At 42.8% G+C, this 19,639-nt stretch carries 18 protein-coding genes and 1 riboswitch; of the genes, 12 read left to right on the top strand and 6 right to left on the bottom strand.

What is annotated here, in order from left to right; all coding sequences use genetic code 11:
- Positions 1-23 precede the first annotated feature (23 nt).
- The 3 genes from R8269_RS07415 (at position 24) to gbpA (ending at position 4,021) form a co-directional block, all read left to right on the top strand.
- Positions 24-1,505 (top strand): cryptochrome/deoxyribodipyrimidine photo-lyase family protein, encoded by a 1,482-nt coding sequence (locus R8269_RS07415; RefSeq protein ID WP_158155513.1) that lies wholly within the window; start codon positions 24-26, stop codon positions 1,503-1,505.
- An 80-nt stretch (positions 1,506-1,585) separates the two neighbouring features.
- Positions 1,586-2,086 (top strand): fasciclin domain-containing protein, encoded by a 501-nt coding sequence (locus R8269_RS07410; protein ID WP_318222493.1) that lies wholly within the window; start codon positions 1,586-1,588, stop codon positions 2,084-2,086.
- Between the two features lie 272 nt (positions 2,087-2,358).
- Positions 2,359-2,459, top strand: a riboswitch (cyclic di-GMP riboswitch).
- A gap of 98 nt (positions 2,460-2,557) precedes the next feature.
- Positions 2,558-4,021 (top strand): N-acetylglucosamine-binding protein GbpA, encoded by a 1,464-nt coding sequence (gene gbpA, locus R8269_RS07405; protein ID WP_318222492.1) that lies wholly within the window; start codon positions 2,558-2,560, stop codon positions 4,019-4,021.
- 52 nt (positions 4,022-4,073) lie between these two features.
- Here the strand turns inward: gbpA and R8269_RS07400 are convergent, their stop codons facing one another.
- Positions 4,074-4,946, bottom strand: coding sequence for a patatin family protein (locus R8269_RS07400; RefSeq protein WP_017634445.1), 873 nt, complete (start codon positions 4,944-4,946; stop codon positions 4,074-4,076).
- Between the two features lie 190 nt (positions 4,947-5,136).
- Positions 5,137-5,778: a MarC family protein gene (locus tag R8269_RS07395; RefSeq protein ID WP_005374889.1), complete on the bottom strand. Its 642-nt coding sequence runs from the start codon at positions 5,776-5,778 to the stop codon at positions 5,137-5,139.
- A gap of 194 nt (positions 5,779-5,972) precedes the next feature.
- Here R8269_RS07395 and nfsA point away from each other — a divergent pair, with 194 nt between their 5' ends.
- Entirely contained in the window at positions 5,973-6,695 is a 723-nt protein-coding gene (nfsA, locus tag R8269_RS07390; RefSeq protein ID WP_215810072.1) for an oxygen-insensitive NADPH nitroreductase, read from the top strand.
- Positions 6,696-6,764: 69 nt separating this feature from the next.
- Here the strand turns inward: nfsA and R8269_RS07385 are convergent, their stop codons facing one another.
- Positions 6,765-7,658: a hypothetical protein gene (locus R8269_RS07385; RefSeq protein WP_005374885.1), complete on the bottom strand. Its 894-nt coding sequence runs from the start codon at positions 7,656-7,658 to the stop codon at positions 6,765-6,767.
- Positions 7,659-8,116: 458 nt separating this feature from the next.
- Here R8269_RS07385 and R8269_RS07380 point away from each other — a divergent pair, with 458 nt between their 5' ends.
- The 3 genes from R8269_RS07380 to R8269_RS07370 all read left to right on the top strand — a co-directional run bounded on the left by R8269_RS07380 (position 8,117) and on the right by R8269_RS07370 (position 12,025).
- Positions 8,117-9,235, top strand: a complete 1,119-nt coding sequence (locus R8269_RS07380; protein WP_017820139.1) for a polysaccharide export protein — start codon at positions 8,117-8,119, stop codon at positions 9,233-9,235.
- Between the two features lie 129 nt (positions 9,236-9,364).
- The gene (locus R8269_RS07375) at positions 9,365-9,805 is read left to right on the top strand and encodes a phosphotyrosine protein phosphatase (RefSeq protein WP_025768627.1); all 441 of its coding nucleotides are present in this window, start codon (positions 9,365-9,367) and stop codon (positions 9,803-9,805) included.
- 51 nt (positions 9,806-9,856) lie between these two features.
- On the top strand, positions 9,857-12,025 hold the full coding sequence (locus R8269_RS07370; RefSeq protein WP_005374875.1) for a polysaccharide biosynthesis tyrosine autokinase: 2,169 nt from the start codon (positions 9,857-9,859) through the stop codon (positions 12,023-12,025).
- 65 nt (positions 12,026-12,090) lie between these two features.
- Here R8269_RS07370 and R8269_RS07365 read toward each other — a convergent pair whose 3' ends face one another.
- Both R8269_RS07365 and R8269_RS07360 read right to left on the bottom strand, forming a co-directional pair.
- Positions 12,091-12,462: a hypothetical protein gene (locus R8269_RS07365; protein ID WP_017634450.1), complete on the bottom strand. Its 372-nt coding sequence runs from the start codon at positions 12,460-12,462 to the stop codon at positions 12,091-12,093.
- Between the two features lie 7 nt (positions 12,463-12,469).
- On the bottom strand, positions 12,470-12,778 hold the full coding sequence (locus tag R8269_RS07360; RefSeq protein WP_005384613.1) for a monooxygenase: 309 nt from the start codon (positions 12,776-12,778) through the stop codon (positions 12,470-12,472).
- A gap of 109 nt (positions 12,779-12,887) precedes the next feature.
- On the opposite strand from R8269_RS07360, the gene R8269_RS07355 reads away from it, so the two are divergent.
- The 5 genes from R8269_RS07355 (at position 12,888) to R8269_RS07335 (ending at position 19,090) form a co-directional block, all read left to right on the top strand.
- Positions 12,888-13,778 carry a LysR family transcriptional regulator gene (locus R8269_RS07355; RefSeq protein ID WP_256901179.1) on the top strand — a complete coding sequence of 297 codons (891 nt, stop codon included), beginning with the start codon at positions 12,888-12,890 and terminating at the stop codon, positions 13,776-13,778.
- Positions 13,779-14,058: 280 nt separating this feature from the next.
- Positions 14,059-15,324 (top strand): DUF1835 domain-containing protein, encoded by a 1,266-nt coding sequence (locus tag R8269_RS07350; RefSeq protein ID WP_042521728.1) that lies wholly within the window; start codon positions 14,059-14,061, stop codon positions 15,322-15,324.
- Between the two features lie 389 nt (positions 15,325-15,713).
- Positions 15,714-17,018 carry a dicarboxylate/amino acid:cation symporter gene (locus R8269_RS07345; RefSeq protein ID WP_169628759.1) on the top strand — a complete coding sequence of 435 codons (1,305 nt, stop codon included), beginning with the start codon at positions 15,714-15,716 and terminating at the stop codon, positions 17,016-17,018.
- Positions 17,019-17,423: 405 nt separating this feature from the next.
- Positions 17,424-17,897, top strand: coding sequence for a DUF6795 domain-containing protein (locus tag R8269_RS07340; protein ID WP_232284613.1), 474 nt, complete (start codon positions 17,424-17,426; stop codon positions 17,895-17,897).
- Positions 17,897-19,090, top strand: coding sequence for a lipase family protein (locus tag R8269_RS07335; protein ID WP_005374861.1), 1,194 nt, complete (start codon positions 17,897-17,899; stop codon positions 19,088-19,090). Before R8269_RS07340 ends, R8269_RS07335 begins: the two co-directional genes overlap by 1 nt.
- Before the next feature lie 9 nt (positions 19,091-19,099).
- On the opposite strand, the gene R8269_RS07330 is transcribed toward R8269_RS07335, so the two are convergent.
- Positions 19,100-19,474, bottom strand: coding sequence for a YkvA family protein (locus tag R8269_RS07330; RefSeq protein WP_042522180.1), 375 nt, complete (start codon positions 19,472-19,474; stop codon positions 19,100-19,102).
- Positions 19,475-19,639 lie beyond the last annotated feature (165 nt).

Raw genomic sequence — 19,639 nt, 5'->3', positions numbered from 1 at the left:
CATCGGAAACAAAGAGGATTCCGATGCAAACAATCAATGTCGTGTGGTTAAAGCGAGATTTAAGGCTGACTGACCATCAACCACTAACTCAAGCATTATCAACAAAGCACCCAACTGTGCTTTTGTATATTGTTGAACCATTGCTATTGAACAACCCACACTATTCTGAGCGCCACTGGCGATTTGTTTGGCAATCACTGCAAGACATGGATGAGACGCTCAAAGCGTATGGGCATCGAATCACGGTGCTGTATGACGATACCTTAGCATGTTTCCAATCAATTCAAGCGCAATATCAAATCAACGCTGTTTTTTCTCACCAAGAAATAGGACTCAACTGCACCTTTGAGCGCGACAAACAAGTTGCCGCTTGGCTGTATGAGCAGAACATCGACTGGTTTGAGTTCGAACACGGTGCTGTTATCAGAGGTGCAAAAAACCGGCAAGGTTGGGACAAACATTGGGACTCTGTCATGAGAGCCTCAATAAGCCCTATTGAGCTCCAAACCGACTTATTGCATTCATTGGATGCAGAAGCTCTCGGCTGTTCGTTTTCGCCACCATCATCCTGGCTATCAAAATGCAAAGGAATGCAAACGGGAGGAAGCCGGCTCGCTTGGAAAACACTAGAGGACTTTTTCCATCGTCGAGGTCGTGATTACTATCGAAGCATTTCTAGTCCCACAGCCTCACGCACAGCCTGTACTCGACTTTCTCCATACCTCGCTTGGGGTAACATATCCTTGCGTGAAGTGTATCAATACCTTTTGAAACACTGGCAAGTCGCTGGGTTTCGTCGCAGCTTAATTGCATTGTCTTCACGGCTTCATTGGCACTGTCACTTCATCCAAAAATTCGAATCGGAATACGACATGGAGTTTTACTGCGTTAATCGGGCTTACGAACCATTGATTAAACAAAGTAGTACTTTCGATGAAGAAAAGTTAGCAGCATGGAAATCCGGGCATACTGGCGTACCTTTGATTGATGCCTGCATGCGCTGTTTGCACCACACTGGTTACATTAACTTTCGCATGCGTGCCATGCTGGTTAGCTTTCTTACTCACCACATGAACATGAATTGGCGAGTAGGTGTAACGCATTTAGCGCAACTGTTTCTCGACTTTGAGCCCGGAATTCATTACCCACAATTCCAAATGCAAGCAGGAGTAACCGGGACTAACACAATCCGTATTTATAATCCGATCAAGCAAGCCCAAGAACATGATCCTAACGGTACGTTCATCTACAAGTGGGTACCTGAGTTACAAATGGTTCCTCCCCCTCTTTTATTCGAGCCCTGGACAATGACCCAAATGGAAGCTGTCATGTATCAATTGCAGCCAGATAGCCGTTACCTTGCACCTATTATCGCACCAGACAACGCAGCTAAGGCAGCAAGAGAGCGCTTATGGACGTGGCGGAAACGAGCCGATGTGAAACAAGAAGGCAGACGAATTCTTGCGCGACATGTTAGACCCTCAAAAGAAAGTAGGACGCGATGATCATCTTTCAATGACAATGCGTACAAATGCAAACACACTCCAGGGAACCCGTTGTACCCTCAACTAGTAAGGAACACACTATGTTCAAACGTATCTTAGTTATCGCGGCTACACTGATGGCGACATTATCTTTTATGCTTCCCGTCAAGGCTCATGAGCATGGCATGATGAAAGCCGATATTGTCGACGTTGCCGCTGAAAACGGCTCTTTCAATACGCTTGTTGCTGCGGTGAAAGCAGCGGGCTTGGTTGACACTCTCAAAGGGGAAGGCCCATTTACTGTTTTTGCACCAACGGATGACGCTTTTGCAAAACTGCCAGACAGCACAGTCGACATGCTCTTAATGCCGGAAAATAAAGACAAGTTAGTATCTGTTTTGACTTATCACGTCGTGCCAGGGAAAGTGATGGCTGCCGATGTTGTTAAGCTAGACAAAGCGACTACGGTTCAGGGGCAAGATGTGATGATTAAAACCATGGGCGATAAAGTCATGGTTAACGATGCAAATGTCATTGCAACCGATGTGAAAGCTAAAAACGGTGTCATTCACGTGATTGATACTGTCATCATGCCGAAATAACACCATTCAGAGGGCGGTACACTCCGCCCTTTAGACAGAACTTCTTTCACCCTTAGCACGATTCCTCTTCACTTATCCCCAACAAACCTCCACTCATTCGCCATGGTTATAAAAAAGATAAAAACAAAATTAAAATCAATACCTTGCAAGACGATACTGCATAATATTGACGAGATTAAGATATCGTTATCTTTCAATTTGAGAACAGGATTCCATGTCAGTGACGTTTACTTTTCCACATGTAAATTCTTAAGCTAAATTTTGGCTGCTCAATCACATTTCGGCAAACCATTCGAAAGGGTGGGACGCAAAGCTTCCGGTCTGTCAGCATTTAAAAATCTAAAAGAATGCGCATGATAGCGGGGTTACCATAACGCAGTGTTACAGAAGTCCAGTTGCTGTAGCGTTGCTTTATGCTCAGCATGCGCCGGGGTGTGACATTAGTTTGTCAGCCATAACAGAGGACATGTGATGAAATCATTTCCAACCAAATCCGTACTCGCGTTAGCACTTGCAAGCATTAGTTCAGGTGCTGCGGCTCACGGTTATGTATCAGAAACCAATGGTGGTGTCGCTGCAAGTCGCTCGGCACTATGTAAGTATCCAACGCCAGATACTAACGAAAAAAATAATAACTGCGGTGCGATTCAATATGAACCGCAAAGCGTTGAAGGCCCTGATGGCTTTCCCGAAACAGGGCCTCGCGATGGTAAAATAGCGAGTGCCGAAACCGCTTTAGCAGCTGCCCTTGATGAGCAAACTGCCGACCGTTGGGTAAAACGTCCTATTCAAGCAGGCACACAAACTTTTGAATGGACATTTACCGCTAACCACGTGACGCGCGACTGGAAATATTACATCACCAAGCCTGATTGGAACCCAAACGCTTCACTATCACGAGACTCTTTTGATCTAACTCCTTTCTGTGTCGTCGACGGCAATATGGTTCAACCCCCGAAACAGGTAAGCCATCAATGTAATGTGCCTACTCGCGAGGGATACCATGTCATCCTGGCAGTATGGGATGTTGGCGACACTGCAGCCTCATTTTATAACGTGATCGATGTGAAATTTGATGGTGACAGTCCCGTTATTCCAGATTGGAAGCAAGGCGGTCAAATTATTCCTACAATGGATTTAAATATTGGGGATTCGGTTTATACGCGCGTATTTGATCAAGCAGGTGAAAACATAGCGTATAGAACTGAACTAGAAATTACCGATGCAGCAATGGGCCAAGCGAAAAACTGGTCTTACGCACTCGCGACTAAGCTAAACCAAGAACAAGCAAAACTGAAAGCCGGGCAGTATGCAGAGGATAAATTCACTCCTGTTTATGGTACTAATCCGGTGTATCTGCAAGCAAATAGCGGCCTTAAGCGAGTAGAGATCGGCTATAACATTGAAACTCCTGTTCCAGAATACTCACTCACAGTAGATGGCTTAGCAGACGAATATATCATTGAGTCAACACCGACAACGTTGGATCTGACACTAACTGCTGAAGGCGATTTAAATGCAGAACTCACCGTTTACAACCACCATCGCGAACCACTTGCAAGTTGGGCAAACGAAATGAAAGACGGCTCGGTAGAGGCGATATCGCTCACTTTAAGTAAATCGGAGCCGGGTCACCATATGCTCGTAACACGTATTAAGGATAAAGATGGCAACTTGGTGGATCAGCAAACACTCGACTTTCACTTAAAAGAAGAGTCAGTTACTCCACCACCATCTGATGAGTACGATTTTGTCTTCCCTGAAGGACTATCTAACTACACGGCGGGCACAAAAGTGCTTGCCAGCGACGGGGGCATTTATCAATGTAAACCTTTCCCATACTCTGGTTACTGTATGCAGTGGAAAGAAAGCGCAAACCATTACGAGCCTGGAATAGGTTCACACTGGGAGATGGCTTGGGATAAAGTCAACTAAATCACCCTTTGAACGTTATGCAAAAGAGTCTCACTATGAGGCTCTTTTATAATCAAACGCAAAAATGACAATTTTCCCGGTCTAAACCATGAACACCAGATAAACTAGTGAGATGCGCTCGCCCCTCAATCAGTCCCATTTCATACCCTTCTAGTAAAACGGATTGTCGCATTGATAAGCGCTGAACATGAAAATTATCTGGTGGGGCAATTACCCTAACATGTGTTCCTGGTGGAGGGTTACGAATAAACTCTAATGATTGATTATAGTTATCTGCACGTCTTAACATCGCATCCGCCATTTTGGGGTGCTCCGCAAACAGTTTCTTCATCAGCCATGTGGTCTTAACTGGCTTTTTGGCATAATTCAGCGGGTGAGAGAGTACTACGGTTATGTCGCGAGCCCCTCGACGATAAGCTTCACGCACTGGGATAGAATCAGCGACCCCACCATCGGTATAACAACCACCAGAAAAACAAGGGGTATGCTTGTAGGCAATCGGTAATGCTGTTGTCGCTTCAATCGCATGGTGAAAATTATCACGTGTCACGCGATAGTAATCTGCCTGCCCTGTATCTACATTTGTTGTCGCTGCGAGAAAAGGAACGCCATTAAACAGTTTATTTTCATCGACGGGATACAAGCGATTAGATTCTTCAAACAACCACTTCACATCGATGAGGTCCCCACCTTTAACGAAGCGAGTCGGGTCAAAAAAGCGTTTGCTTGTGGCCAGCTTAGTAATGACGTTAATACTGCGATGCGGGTAGTCGGTCAAATACCCAATCAAATTTGATGCACCAGCAGATACACCGATTGCAAAATCAAACGGTTTATAACTCTGCTCTAAAAACGCATCTAACACTCCGCTTGCGAAGACGCCTCGCATCGCGCCACCTTCTACTACAATTGCTTTTGTTGCCATATTTCCCCCATTCTCCTTGCCAAAAGAGTAATGAAATTCGTGCAATCACAACAATTGAATATTCTTATTATTGAAATAGGTGAAGTCTATTTATTTCTCTCTTAGAAAATGAAAACTAAAGTTCAAAAAATCCGTACCCGTTAGAAATGTAATTGCGGGCTTAACCAAGGTGGCAAGGTCTAAGAGAAATCTAGGAGAAAACCGTTTTATAGGCTTCGCCCGCGCCATCAATAAACATTTGAGTACCAATAACCGCTAGAATTAAGCCCATCATTTTAGTCACAACATTTAGAGCACTTGGTCCAACCGCTTTGACCAATTTGTCTCCAAACAAAAACAGTACATAGGTGATCACACAAAGGACAGCGAAAGAAACGATAGTAATAATGGTTTGATCGAAACCACCCGCTGTCGCAAAGTTCATCGCGGTAGCAATCGTTCCGGGCCCAGCTAATATTGGCATCGCCAATGGAGACACTGCAATACTCAATGCCGCCCGTTGCTGAGCTGGTGAATACGCCTTCTCTTTGGTTTTCTGATGCGTCGAATCACCTTGAAGCATGTTAAAACCTATCAAAAACACCAAAATACCGCCTGTTATTCGCAATGCATAAAGCGTGATACCAAACAAATCAAAAATTAACTTACCGGCAATAGAAAATATCGCGATGATAATAAATGCAATAAAGACTGAGCGGAGCGCAATGGAACGGATGGTTTCTTTATCTTCATCAGCAGTTAAACTCAAAAAGATGGGAATATTGGCGATAGGGTTCATGATGGCAAAGAAGCCCATAAACACCGTAACTGTATGAACAATGAGTTCTTTCATATTTTCCACTGCATTTAAATTATTGATTCTAAAAACAGTATATACGCTCTCAAACAGAACGAGTGGTGTATTCTCGATTCGTCTTCACACTTATGCACCAAGCATTGTTTTTCTTTTGAGATAGTTTACCGACTCATCAAATGTCGCTAAGGTGAGTCTTCAGCCTTTAACGTAACAGGGGATGTTAAGTCACCATGAACAGCACGATTCAAACAATTCTCAATCACCGCTCAATTCGAAAATTCACCTCACAACCGATTGAGAGTGAACAATTATATGCCATTCTTCAAGCCGGCCTTGCGGCATCCTCATCAAGCATGTTGCAAGTCGTTTCAATTATCCGCGTGACCGACAAAGAAAAACGCACGCTATTAGCTCAATATGCCGGAAATCAAGGGTACGTTGAAAGCGCGGCTGAGTTTTTGGTGTTTTGTATTGATTACCAGCGCCATGCCAGTATCAACCCAGATGTTCAAGCTGACTTTACCGAGTTAACGCTAATAGGCGCTGTAGACTCGGGCATCATGGCACAAAATTGCTTGCTTGCGGCGGAGTCGATGGGACTAGGAGGTGTGTATATTGGTGGTTTACGAAACAATGCCCAAAAAGTAGACGAATTATTAGGTTTACCTAAAAATACCGCCATTTTATTTGGTATGTGTCTTGGTCATCCAGATCAAGCCCCTGAAGTAAAACCTCGCCTACCTAAGCATGTCGTGGTGCATGAAAATCAGTATCAAGACCTAAACTTGGATGATATTCAGACGTATGACCAAACTATGCAAAACTACTATGCAAACCGTTCGAGCAATCAAAAACAGAGTACTTGGTCACAAGAAGTCACCAGTAAACTGGCTGGCGAATCACGTCCGCACATCCTGCCTTACTTAAACAAAAAAGGGCTCACTAAAAGGTGATGACCACAATACGATAGGATCAAAAAAGGCCTCTGAAGAGGCCTTTAGAATCTGTCAGCAAAAGCTTGCTTAGTTACCGCCTGTCGCGCCAGTGCCTGTACCCGGTGGATCTTCAGGTTCAATTGGCTCACCGACTTCCGCATCTGGAATTTGTGGTACGTCAGGTTCGATATCTTCTAATGGAATGTCGTTATCGATAGCCTCTTGTACATCAGCAACAACTTTCTGAGTATCTTCAGCTGGAATCGTTACGTAGATAACGTCACCTGAATCATTCTCAGGATAATTTGGGTTCGCCGCGATTACATCTTCTGTGATTGCTTTTGCAGCAACAGCTACAGCTTCAGGCGAAGCTGTTGGGTTCGCTTTGATGATATCTGATACAACGTTTGCTGTTGCAACTAGCTGAGTAGCAAGTGCGCTGTTACCACCCTCACTGCCAAGTCCTGCTACTACAGATTCTGTATCACGAAGGATTTCGTCAACTGTTTTACCACTTGCATTGATATCGATACCCAAATTCTCGAATACTTTTTCAGCGATATCAGAAGAGTATACTTCACCATCTTTTAAAGAGTTAGCAACCAAAGTCGTAAATGGAGAGCCTGTTACCAATGAATCCGCCTGGGCTAGGCCTTGAGGGATTTTGTAGTCAGATGTAATAGGTTTGCCATTTGACGCGTCTTTACTATCTTCTGTGTGCGTTAATACGAAAGCACAATCACCTGGCGCATTTACAACGTTGATATTTTCAAAACGCGCTTTACCAACCATACCTTCATAGTTTGTTGTATTTTCAATCGCGTCGTATGTCTCACCACCACATACTGCTTGAACTTTCATGCCGATAACAGCTGGGTCATAAGCCTGAACTGAGTATCTTTTTACCTCAGGGTCGCTGTCACTACCACAACCTGCTAGTAGGACTGCTGCCACACTTGCCGTTAAAAGTTTGATTTTCAAAATTAGCTCCAATATTTGTTGTTATATCCGACCGCAACAGGAAGCATAACGGCAGTTGCATATAGTGTAAATAGGATGCATACAACTTTGGCATGAGTTTTTTCACATTCTTGCCTGTTTGCTTGTGCAAAATCATGCATTCATCTCAATAACGTTAAATAGACACAATTTTGTCATGTATTCGTCAGTATTTTTTCAAGTAACTTGTTGCCTTTATTGCAACCAGATGGATAATAGTTGACTATTTTTTGTGGGTCGGATTTTCACACCTTCATTAATGAAACTAAGAGCTCTAAGTCGCTAGCAGCCATTTGGAGTGTTTATTACACAAATAATTCTGAATGGACTCGCTTTCTAAAGGCTTAAAACTGCAGTAAATCATCAATATTGATGAAATGCAGTTCAATTAGAATGAATCAATTTCAGTCGGCAAACTTTCTTTCGGTAGTTATAAACCAATGAACACATTTAATAAATTTTTGGGGATATCAGTACTTCCTATCCTTCTTACAGGGTGTACTTTGCCTGGTAGCCACCTTTCGGTCAGTGACAAAACAGTCATGAGCACTGAATCGAGTGATATAGAGTCTCAGGTTACCGTTTATCCCTTAACTTTGGAGCGCGTAACGTCTTTAAATTCAGTGGACCCTTTTTCAAAACCAAACCCAGAGTTAGATATTGAAATCGCAAAATATGAATACGAAGTAGGACCTGGCGATATCCTAAATATCACTATTTGGGATCACCCAGAGCTAACGATCCCAGCGGGCTCATACCGAAGCTCAGCCGAAGCGGGTAACTGGGTGCATTCGGATGGCACGATCTTCTACCCTTACATAGGTGTCGTACATGTTGAAGGCAAAAACGTACGTCAGATTCGTGCAGACATTGCAAGCCGCCTTGCAAAATACATTGAGAGCCCACAGGTCGATGTAAGCGTTGCGGCATTTCGCTCTAAAAAGACTTATGTAACTGGCGAAGTTAACAAGCCAGGACAACAACCAATTACAAACATCCCCCTTACACTTCTAGATGCTGTGAATAGAGCTGGCGGACTGGCTGCCGAGGCTGATTGGCGTAATGCGACACTGACACGCAATGGCGTTGTTGAAAACGTCTCTTTGTATGCTCTGATGCAACAAGGCGATTTAACTCAAAACCGCCTTCTAAAGCCTGGCGATATTGTTCATATTCCTCGAAACGATGCGCAAAAAGTATTTGTTATGGGCGAGGTTAACGATCCGAAATTACTCAAAATTGATCGTAGCGGCATGAGCCTTACTGAGGCTCTTAGCAGCGTTGGTGGTATCAGTGAAATCTCCGCAGATGCTACCGGTGTGTTTGTCATCAGACGTTCAAAAGAAGAAGCTAAAATGGCGGACATTTATCAGCTAGATGTTTCTGACGCTTCTGCTTTGGTGATTGGTACTGAGTTTGATCTCAACCCTTACGACATAGTCTATGTGACGGCTGCACCTGTTAGTCGTTGGAATCGTGTGATTGCTCAGCTCGTTCCAACCATTTCCGGCTTTAATGAACTAACCGAAGGTGTACTACGAGTACGCACTTGGCCGTAAAACAACGTGCCGCAAGAAAATTATCTCTTGCGGCACGTAATCGATAGCTACTCAGCTCAATTGCGCAATATAAAGAAGCCAGCAATTCAGTTGAGATCATAAGCATACAACTTAAAGTAGGGTAAGCATTTGTTTTCTAATATTCTTGTCGTCTGTGTCGGTAATATTTGCCGCTCTCCAACAGGAGAGCGGCTTTTGCAGTCTTTACTACCAAACAAACATGTCGCATCAGCAGGAATCGCAGTAGATAAGAGCCATCTAACGGGAAAAGCTGCTGACGAGATGGCAACCACTATCGCGAACGAACATGGCGTAAGCTTAGATGGACACGAAGCACGACAATTAACACCTGAGCTTTGCGCTCAATACGATCTGATATTGGTTATGGAAAAAGGTCATTTAGAAGCCTTAACCAAAATCGCTCCTGAGGCACGAGGTAAAACGATGCTGTTTGGACAGTGGATAAATGAAAAAAGCATCCCTGATCCATACAGACAAAGTAGAGAAGCTTTCGAACATGCATATACGCTTATAGAAAAAGCAGCAAAAGCGTGGTCTCAAAAACTATAAGCCGCAAGGCTAAATAAACGCCAATGGCAAGGTATTTAAGAAGTTAAAGTAATGACAACACAAACTATTAAGCAATCACGTCAAGCCGACGATGAGATCGATTTGGGAAAGTTATTTGGGATCATTCTCGATGCCAAATGGCTCATTCTATGTACCGTAGTCCTATTTTCAATTATAGGCGTCGGCGTTGCCATTCTATCAACACCTATCTATAAAGCTGACGCTCTTATCCAAATCGAAAGTAAGAGTTCAGGTGGTATTTCAGCGATGGTTGGTGATATGGGAGAGCTGTTTTCAGCAGAATCATCAGCGACAACAGAAATAGAGATCATCAAATCTCGTATGATCTTGGGCGGTACTGTTGATAAGTTCAACTTAACGACTGTCGTTTCTCCAAACTACATGCCAATTATTGGTAAAGGCCTAGCTCGACTACAAGGTGAGCAAATCAGTCTGAGCGTTTCACGATTTAATGCTCCTTCTTACGCAGTTGGCGTTCCTTTAACTCTTGAAGTTATTGATTCTGAAAAACAGACGTTCAGGCTCTTAGAAGATGACAATAACGTCATTCTAGAAGGTAAAGTTGGTGAACTGCTTGAGAAGAATGGATACCAGTTTTTGGCGACTGAACTTGTGGCTCAAACTGGTGACTCATTCACGGTCAGCAAAATCAGTAAATTAGATGCAATTAATAAACTTCAAGAAAACTTATCGATTAGCGAACGTGGTAAGCAAACCGGGATTATATCTTTAAGCTTCTCTGGTGAAGACCGCGCTAAGATTCAAGATATCTTGAACGACATTAGCCAAAACTACTTCTTACAAAACGTTCAAAGAAATTCTGCAGAGGCAGAGCAAAGCCTCGAGTTCTTGAAAGGTCACCTCCCAGACATCAAAACAAAACTGACCGCTTCTGAAGACGTTTTAAATCGGTTCCGTCAAGAAAATGAATCTATCGATTTAGGCCTTGAAGCTCAGTCAACGCTGAAAGTAATGGTTGAGTTAGAAGCACAGCTAAATGAGCTTACATTCAAAGAAAGTGAGATCAGCCAACGCTTCACACAGGATCACCCAGCTTATAAGTCGCTACTTGATAAACGTGAAACACTACTAAAAGAGAAAGAACGTCTTAATAAACAAGTTCAAAAGTTACCGAAAACACAGCGTGAAGTTCTACGTATGACACGCGATGTAGAAGTAAACCAACAAATCTACATCCAACTATTGAACAAGGTTCAAGAGCTCAACATTATTAAAGCCGGAACAGTTGGCAACGTTCGAATCTTAGATAACGCTCAATCTTTCTCTAAGCCAATCAAGCCGAAAAAAGCGCTTATCGTTGTGCTAGCAACACTGCTTGGCGGTATGGCAGGCGTGGCTTTCGTATTAATTCGTGCAGCATTCCACCGTGGTGTGGAAACACCAGATCAAATTGAACAGATTGGCATGCCAGTTTACGCAAGCGTTCCAAAATCTATTCAACAACTGGAATTTGCAAACAAGCTTAAGCGCAACAAAGGCAGCAACAATGAGCTAGTCCTTCTAGCGGAAGCTAACCCAGCTGATCTTTCCATTGAGGCTCTACGTAGTCTTCGCACTAGCTTGCACTTTGCAATGATGGAAGCGAAGAATAACGTTCTTATGATTTCAGGTCCTGCACCATCTATCGGCAAAACATTTGTATCGACCAACTTTGCGGCCGTAGCTGCGAAAACCGGTCAGAAAGTGCTGCTTATTGATGCGGATATGCGTAAAGGTTATTTGCAGCAATGCTTCGGTCTACGTTGGGACAACGGTCTTTCTGATTACTTGAGCGGTAAGACATCCCTTAGCAACATCATTAAATCTACATCCATTGATAATTTAGATGTTGTGACTCGCGGCCAAGTACCACCAAATCCGTCAGAACTTCTTATGCACCCTCGCTTCAAGAGCTTTGTTGACGAGATGTCTGCACAATACGATCTAGTCATCATCGATACACCGCCTGTACTCGCAGTTACCGACCCAAGCATTGTTGGCGCGCTTGCAGGAACAACTCTGATGGTCGCTCGTTTTGATCAAACGACTTTGAAGGAGATTGAAGTCGCGCAAGGTCGCTTCGAGCAATCAGGCGTTGAAGTTAAAGGTGTGATTCTCAATGCAGTTGAGAAAAAGGCATCTAACTCATACGGCTATGGATACGGCTACTATAACTACGCGTACAAAAGCGAATCATAAGTTGAATTTAGATCGCTAATTAAACCAAATATGACAAAGCCCTGCTAGAAACAGCAGGGCTTTTTCTATTGCACTCTTAATTGCTTGTACGTAATCAAACTAAGCAAGACAAAGAATATTGGGTCACTCCAACCAAAACCGACAAATACTCCGATAATGCCGGCATAGGTAGTAATCACTGCCCCTAAGCCATTAGTAATCAATAATGCTTTAAACAGCTGTTTCGCAGTATGCCCTGATTCCACATTACGTAACATCAAACTCACCGCAGCGATTCCACCTAAAAAGATCGAAGTATGCTGCGATAAAAACAGCGCGTACTGGTCGTTAATTTGTACTCCATACATCGGCCACATTATGGTTGGTACAAAAAACAACGCAAAAGCGAATACCGTATATACGACACCATGAACGGTTAGAAAAGTGCGGTTGGTCATCATCTCCTTATCCTCTAATAGGCCCTTGATTGAGCGTCGTTAACGGCACATTGATATCGAAAATTTGACCTCGTACTTCGACTACGCCCATTTTTCGTAAGCGTGCGGCATGCATTTCGAGATACGCTTGCGCCGTGGCTTCATCTTCAAAAAGATAGATACCACCACCGAGTTTGTCTTTTTCGCTTTCCGTCCAGATTTTCCAAATCATGCCCGACTCTTGGTTAATCGACTTAGCTAAGTCGACCAAAGCATTCGACATCTCTTCACCAAACGGACCATGAAATTCAAAATCAACTTGTAATAATTTCGCCATCTTGAGTCTCCTCTTCTTATTGACTCGTTTTCGATGACAAGATTATTACCTTTATAAAACTGACAGAAAAGTTCATAATTTCGCCATTAACTGTCTAAAAAATTGACTCATGAGACTAAAAACGACCTTAGAACAATGGCAAACGCTACAAGCGATTAATCAAGAAGGCAGCATTCAATCCGCAGCTTTACTGCTCAACAAGAGCCATACCACATTGATCTACTCGGTGAGGAAGTTAGAAGACCAACTTGGTATTCAACTTATCGAAGTACGAGGGCGCAAAGCGGGTTTGACAGAGCACGGCAAAACCATACTGCGTCGTGCACAATCCATGCTTGAACAAGCGCGGGAACTAGAAGTCATCAGCGAGCAGTTAAAAAGTGGGGTGGAATCTCAAATCACGGTCGCAATAGATCATCTTTGTGACCCTTGTTGGCTTTATGCACCACTCAGTCAATTTTTGGAGGACAACAACACGACCTCCGTTCAAGTGGTCGAAACGTCACTGAGCAAAACAACCGAAATGGTCGTAAATGAGCTCGCTGACATCGCAATCATCAACTTACCGATAACCAACTACCCTGCCGAAGCATTTGGCGTAACAACCATGCTGCCTGTAATCGCAGCACACCATCCACTCGCTAAAAAGCCGCATGTTTCCATCGACGATTTTGCAACCACCAGCCAAATTGTCATCCGTGACTTAGGTGATTCAGACAAAACGAAAAGAGATGTGGGTTGGTTACGCGCACGTCAGCGTATTACCGTCGATAACTTCGACCACGCTTTTCACGCCGTAGAGCAAGGCGCTGGATTTTGTCGGCTACCAGCGCACTTAGTCGCACCCCGCAAGAGCGATAAAATTAACGTATTGGAGATCGAACACTCCCATCAATATCAAGTTGCGCTGCACCTCACTTTGCCCAAAGGAGCCAAAAGTGGTCCTGCGACTCAAGCGCTTTATCGTACTTTACTCAAAAGTGTAGAAACTCGAGTCTAGCAACAGTGGTATTGAGTTGAATCGCTAGTGTTATCGGCTATTGATTCTCCCTAAATATAGAGAAACGGCCATTTTGTGACGCTACACTCTCACAAAAGGTTGCACGAAGGATAGCGACCACCTACTATCACTCTGCTCATGCCTAAAGCACCCAACACTCGCGGAAAGAACTCGGTTCACGGCAATATCCTCACCTGCTTGGTTTAGCAGGCACAATCTGTTTTTACCTTCTTTTTTGCTTCTATATAGGCGAGTGTGGAAGAAATAAGAAGGGTGAAATATGAACTCTACAAATAGCTTCTCGATCAATATCAATCAGCAAAAATCCATTGCTAAAAAAAGGCTCAAAGCTATCCGCCTATACGATGACGCTACGTTGGAGTTAGTTAAGCGATTTCACTCCAAACCAGAATCTTTGGCTCCCAATACAATTCAATTGGCTGACGTTCAACATGCACTCGCAAGAGAACTTGGCTTATCCAGTTGGAGTAAACTAAAAGCTCATGTCGAAGAGCTAGAAGCGCACAAACTAGCCATCAAACAACAAAAACCGCCCCTAGATGCGAAAGTAAAAACGCTACACGTTCGTTGCGGTCACGATATACAACAACAGCTTAAAACCAGTGGATTTGAAGGGACATTTTTAGCCCTGATCGATCCGCTTTGTATTGGCCCCATACCAGCAACACCGCAGAACTTCCTTGCCATTCGTGCCCAATATGTCGTAGAGACTCTGCTGCCTGTGATGAAGCGTGAAGACTCGGTTCAAGATATAGTCACATTGGAACAATCAAACCTCGATCTGTTGCAAAGTGATGTATTTGAACGAATCGTCTTTTGGGTCGAACATGACAGTTATGATCAATTGATGCTAATTCGTGCTCTAACACAGTTAGAGAATGTAGAGAATAAAGTGATAGAGATCATTGAGTTGAACCAGTTCCCGGGCACTGAACGATTCATCGGCTTTGGGCAGTTGCCTGAAGAAGCTATTCGTTCTTGTTGGCGATACCGTAAACCTGTGACAGCAAAATTATTCAGTCAGGCTAAACGGTGTTGGCACGCTATTACATCACCAACACCTATTTCCATAGTTAATTTAATTCAGCAGCATAACCTGGATTGCTTGCCCAATATATTCAACGTGCTTAAACGCCATTTGCAAGAGTTACCTAATTCACAAACTGGATTGAGCTTGACACAACACCTCGCACTAAAGGTCTTGAGCTCGCAAAATCGTTCAATTCCCATCAAAGATTGGTTTGAGCAATATCAACAACTAGAACCTCTTCCTTACCTAGGAGACGTGATGTTTTACGCGTTACTCCTCCCTCTAGCACAGTGTCAAACACCTTTGATCACGATTGAGTCACGTGAAAGGCACTGGTGGGAACAAAGCGTCCGTATCACTGAGGCTGGCAAGCAGTGTTTGGAAGGCTTAATACGAGCGAAACAATGCTATTGGGTTGGAGGGATTAAAAATACCAGTCAAAGTTATTGGAGCTGGGATCACCTCCAACTAACTACACTTGCCAACCATCATTGAATTGACAAATATGAAAGCATAAAGGGTTCGTTGGCTCTGATGAACACTCAATACTAAATTATCCCTAAAGAAGCGACCGCTAGCCTGAATATAACTTAAATAGTTATGCAGAAATGCATCCACTCAAAGAGAGTATGCACTCTATCTCTTATTAAAATTTATTGTAAATCCTCTTTGTTATCGGTTGTATATTCGATAAAAGTGTTAAAATACAAACTTTTCATCCGGCCAATTCGTTAATATTTGGTTAAAATCCCATTTTTATTAGTGATAAAGTTCACATCTATTAACCATTTAGAGGATTATTCTTTCGTATTTTCTCACTCCGCTGCTAATCTGCTCGCCGCTTTGAAGTGAACTCAAGGTGCATAACTATAAGGAGTGTTCTCATGAATACCAAGAAACCGATGTCGCTTACCAGCCGCGTAATTTTAGGTATGGTTGCGGGTATCTTGACAGGATTTGCAATTCGCACACTTTTTGCCGACAACGGATTTGTCGACGCATACATTGTTAATGGATTATTCGAAGTTGGTGGACAGATCTTCGTTGCCAGCTTAAAAATGCTTGTTGTACCGCTAGTATTTGTTTCGTTAGTTTGTGGTACTAGCTCTCTCAAAGACCTCTCTACACTGGGTCGCATGGGCGGTAAAACCCTCGCTTTCTACGTTACGACAACGGCTATCGCGATTACGCTTGCTCTAACTATGGGTACTCTATTCCAGCCAGGGGCAGGGGCAGATCTAACGGCAGCAAGTTCATTCAAATCAGCCGAAGCGCCATCTTTAGGTCAGGTGATCATCGATATGTTCCCGACCAACCCAATCAGCGCAATGGCAGAAGGTAAAACTCTGCAAGTTATCGTGTTCGCCGTGCTATTCGGTATCGCGATCAGTGCAGCGGGTAAACCAGGCGAACGCATCGCAGCATTCTTCTCTGATCTGAATGAAGTGATCATGAAGCTGGTCGCGATTTTGATGAACTTGGCGCCTTATGGGGTGTTCTTCTTAATGGCGAAGCTATTCACTGGTCTTGGTCTGGGCGCGATCGTCAATCTGGCAGAGTACTTCTTAGTACTGGCTGGTACGCTTGTCCTACACGGTCTAGTCACTTACAGCTTGATGTTAAAAGGTTTCACTGGTCTAAACCCAATTACGTTCCTACGCAAGATGGAAGACGCGATCATGTTTGCTTTTTCTACAGCATCATCGAACGCGACGATTCCAGTGACAATGGAAACAGCAAAGCACCGCATGGGTGTTGAGAACCGTGTATCATCGTTCACTGTTCCTCTAGGTGCAACTGTGAACATGGACGGTACGGCGATCATGCAGGGCGTAGCAACTGCGTTTATTGCTCAAGCTTTCAATATTGATTTAACTATGGGCGATTACATGATGGTTATCATGACCGCAACACTTGCATCTATCGGTACTGCGGGTGTCCCTGGTGTTGGCCTAGTAATGCTTGCTATGGTATTGAACCAAGTTGGTCTGCCACTTGAAGGTATCGCGCTCATCATGGGTGTTGACCGTCTTCTTGATATGATTCGTACCGCGGTAAACATCACTGGTGACAGTGCAGTAACCGTCATCGTTGCGAAATCAGAAGGTGCATTGGATGAAGCTCGCTTCAACGACCCAATGGCAGGCGTTGCCGAAGAGGAAGTGCATCTGAAGCGCGCGGAAGCTTAAATACTTCCAAGTTAAATTATCCTGTCTAAGCAAAAACCACCTTACTCTAAGGTGGTTTTTTATTTCCAATTAACCCGAAATCAAAAAGGTTTAGATAAAATTCTCGTCCCCCCGAAGGTTGTTTCAATTACTAATAGGTCAGTAGTTAGATTCTATATTAGTTCATCTAGAGGGTTAAGATAACTCGCCTATGTTTATCACTTTGAAAATGATATAAGGGACATTTTCATCATATAGAGATACAAATTCCATTATCAAATTAAAGTTCAAAACCAAATCGCGATAGATAGTAGTCTGATAATTAAGTTGGTACTAAGATACATACATCATAATTTCATGTTTAAAAATAGTCTTTTTTTATTCATATTCTCATTTCCAATACTTGCATTAGGTTTCAACGAAAGTATGTTCGATTTTTTTAAGAAATTTAAATATACATTAAGCCCAGAGATAAAAGGTACTTTAGTTCTTGATCAAAGACCTCTAAAAAATTTAACCGTTTACTTAGAAGCTAATTTTTTAAAGAATGCTTACAAAAGGAGTTCAATTACTAATGAGTTAGGTGAATTTCACTTTAAGCCAGTCATACATTCTCAACGGTTTAAAGAATCAGCTTTGAATCAAACATATTCATATATCGGAATATATACCTATATAAATGAAGAAAAGAAGTACATTTGGGAGTCTCAGTTAAGCTACGTTTCACCGCCTATATTTATAAAAGATAACTTAAATAACCTTTACTGTGAGCTTAAAAATAAAGAATTCCGATATTTTTTCAAAAATATCAATCTAGAAAGTGCTCGAGATCTAATGGTTATTAGCAACTGCAATTTAAATGGATTTTTATATAAAACAGAGTTTACGGAGGATACATAATGCCGTCTTTAACACCAAAACTTGCATCAGAGATCGCGAACATACCGTATGGAGTATACCAGGGACAAGGGAGACTAGCGTTTAGGGGAGAAGGAGGTTTTGAAAAACACTTTGCATTTTCGCAGCAAGATGTTTTTAGTGGCCGAACTGGAGGCATCACAGGATTAGATCGTATACCATTGTTTAGAAAAGTGGTACCTGGTGTAATGAGAACATCTGAAGCATTTGCGGTAATTGGTATTGGGAAAGGAAAATATAAGGGAGATTTAGTAATTTCCATTAGAGGGACGCAAAACGCCAATGATTGGGTAACCAACCTAAATGTCGGCCTTAAAGGCTCTCCAAATGGCTCTATCGCTCATGCTGGATTTATTAATTCATTTTCAAGTATCAAACCAAGCATAAAACAATATTTACAGCAATGCCAAAATTTACCTAACCGTATTCATTGTGTTGGGCATAGCTTAGGAGGAGCTCTGGCTTCATTATGTTCTGATTGGCTGAGAGAAGAATATTCATTAAGAGTGAATTTATATACTTTTGGCGCACCTAGAGTTGGTTTAGAACAATATTCCCGTAAATCTAGTAAAAGCAACGACAAAGTATACCGCTGTACTCACGGCGCAGATCCTGTGCCTAAAGTACCTGTCTGGCCATTTATTCATGCTCCACATAATGGCGATGAGTACCGCTTAGACGCTAGTACTGGCTTTAATTTAAATGCTCATAGTATGTCTAGCGAAACAAGCTTAGGGTATTTAGATAATGCTAACTCCGAAACGTGGGGAGCAATAAAAGTCAGATCTAACAAGTACTTGTATACACCTACTAGATTTAAGTTTGAGCACAGAAACCAAGCATCATTTACAGAATATTGGTCAGAAAGAATTCAAGCAGCATTAATAACCTTATTAAAAGATACTGGCTTGTTTGCAGCAATAGCAGCCCAAGCCACAGTATCTACTGGAATGACATTTTATGATATACTCGCCAGAAATATAGAAAAAGTAGCTAAAGCTTCTAAAGTAAGAGAATCACAAGTCAAAGGGCTGTTAGGCCATATGCTGGTGTTTATTGGAAAACCAGTAACAGCAATTGAAGATATGTCTGCAAAGTTTATTAGAAACGTTTTTCTTATGGTATTTGGAAAACTTTATCGAGCAGCACAAATGGCTATTAGTGCTGTAAAATAAACTTTCAACTTAATCAGACATCGAATTCAGTTTTTCTCTGGCTTGTGCTTCGTGTTCTTTAGTGATGGCATTACCGACTGAGTTCGCGGCTAAGGTAAGTGCCGCCATATCATCGGTAAAACCGACGCCAGCTAGTACGTCTGGCACCATATCTGTTGGTAGGACGAAGTAAGCCAGCGCGCCACCTAGTATAGCCTTGTGGCGAACGGCGGTGTTGGAATCTGTCATCGCGAGCCATGATTTTATGCCCATTACGGCAATTTCTTCACCCGCTTTCTTAACCGACCCTTTCATTTTTCGCCAGAATGTTTTCTCATCTGGCGCTTGCATCGTTTGATCTTTGGCGTCTTTCGGCGCCGATTTTACAGACATTGTTGTGCTCATCGTTGCCTCCGAAATTTATGACTGTGGCCAACATATTAATAAATCGAACCTGAACGCAAGATTAATAACAAGAAATGATAGTAAAGTGAAACAAAAACACAGATAGAAAAATCCCCAAACCGAAGTCTGGGGATCGTGATGTTGGGAACTAAGTTGCCGAGGGCG

The organism is Vibrio sp. Vb0667 (genome assembly GCF_033391095.1).
The sequence above is the reverse complement of the archived record's forward strand: the minus strand, read 5'-3'. Positions and strand labels throughout refer to the sequence as shown.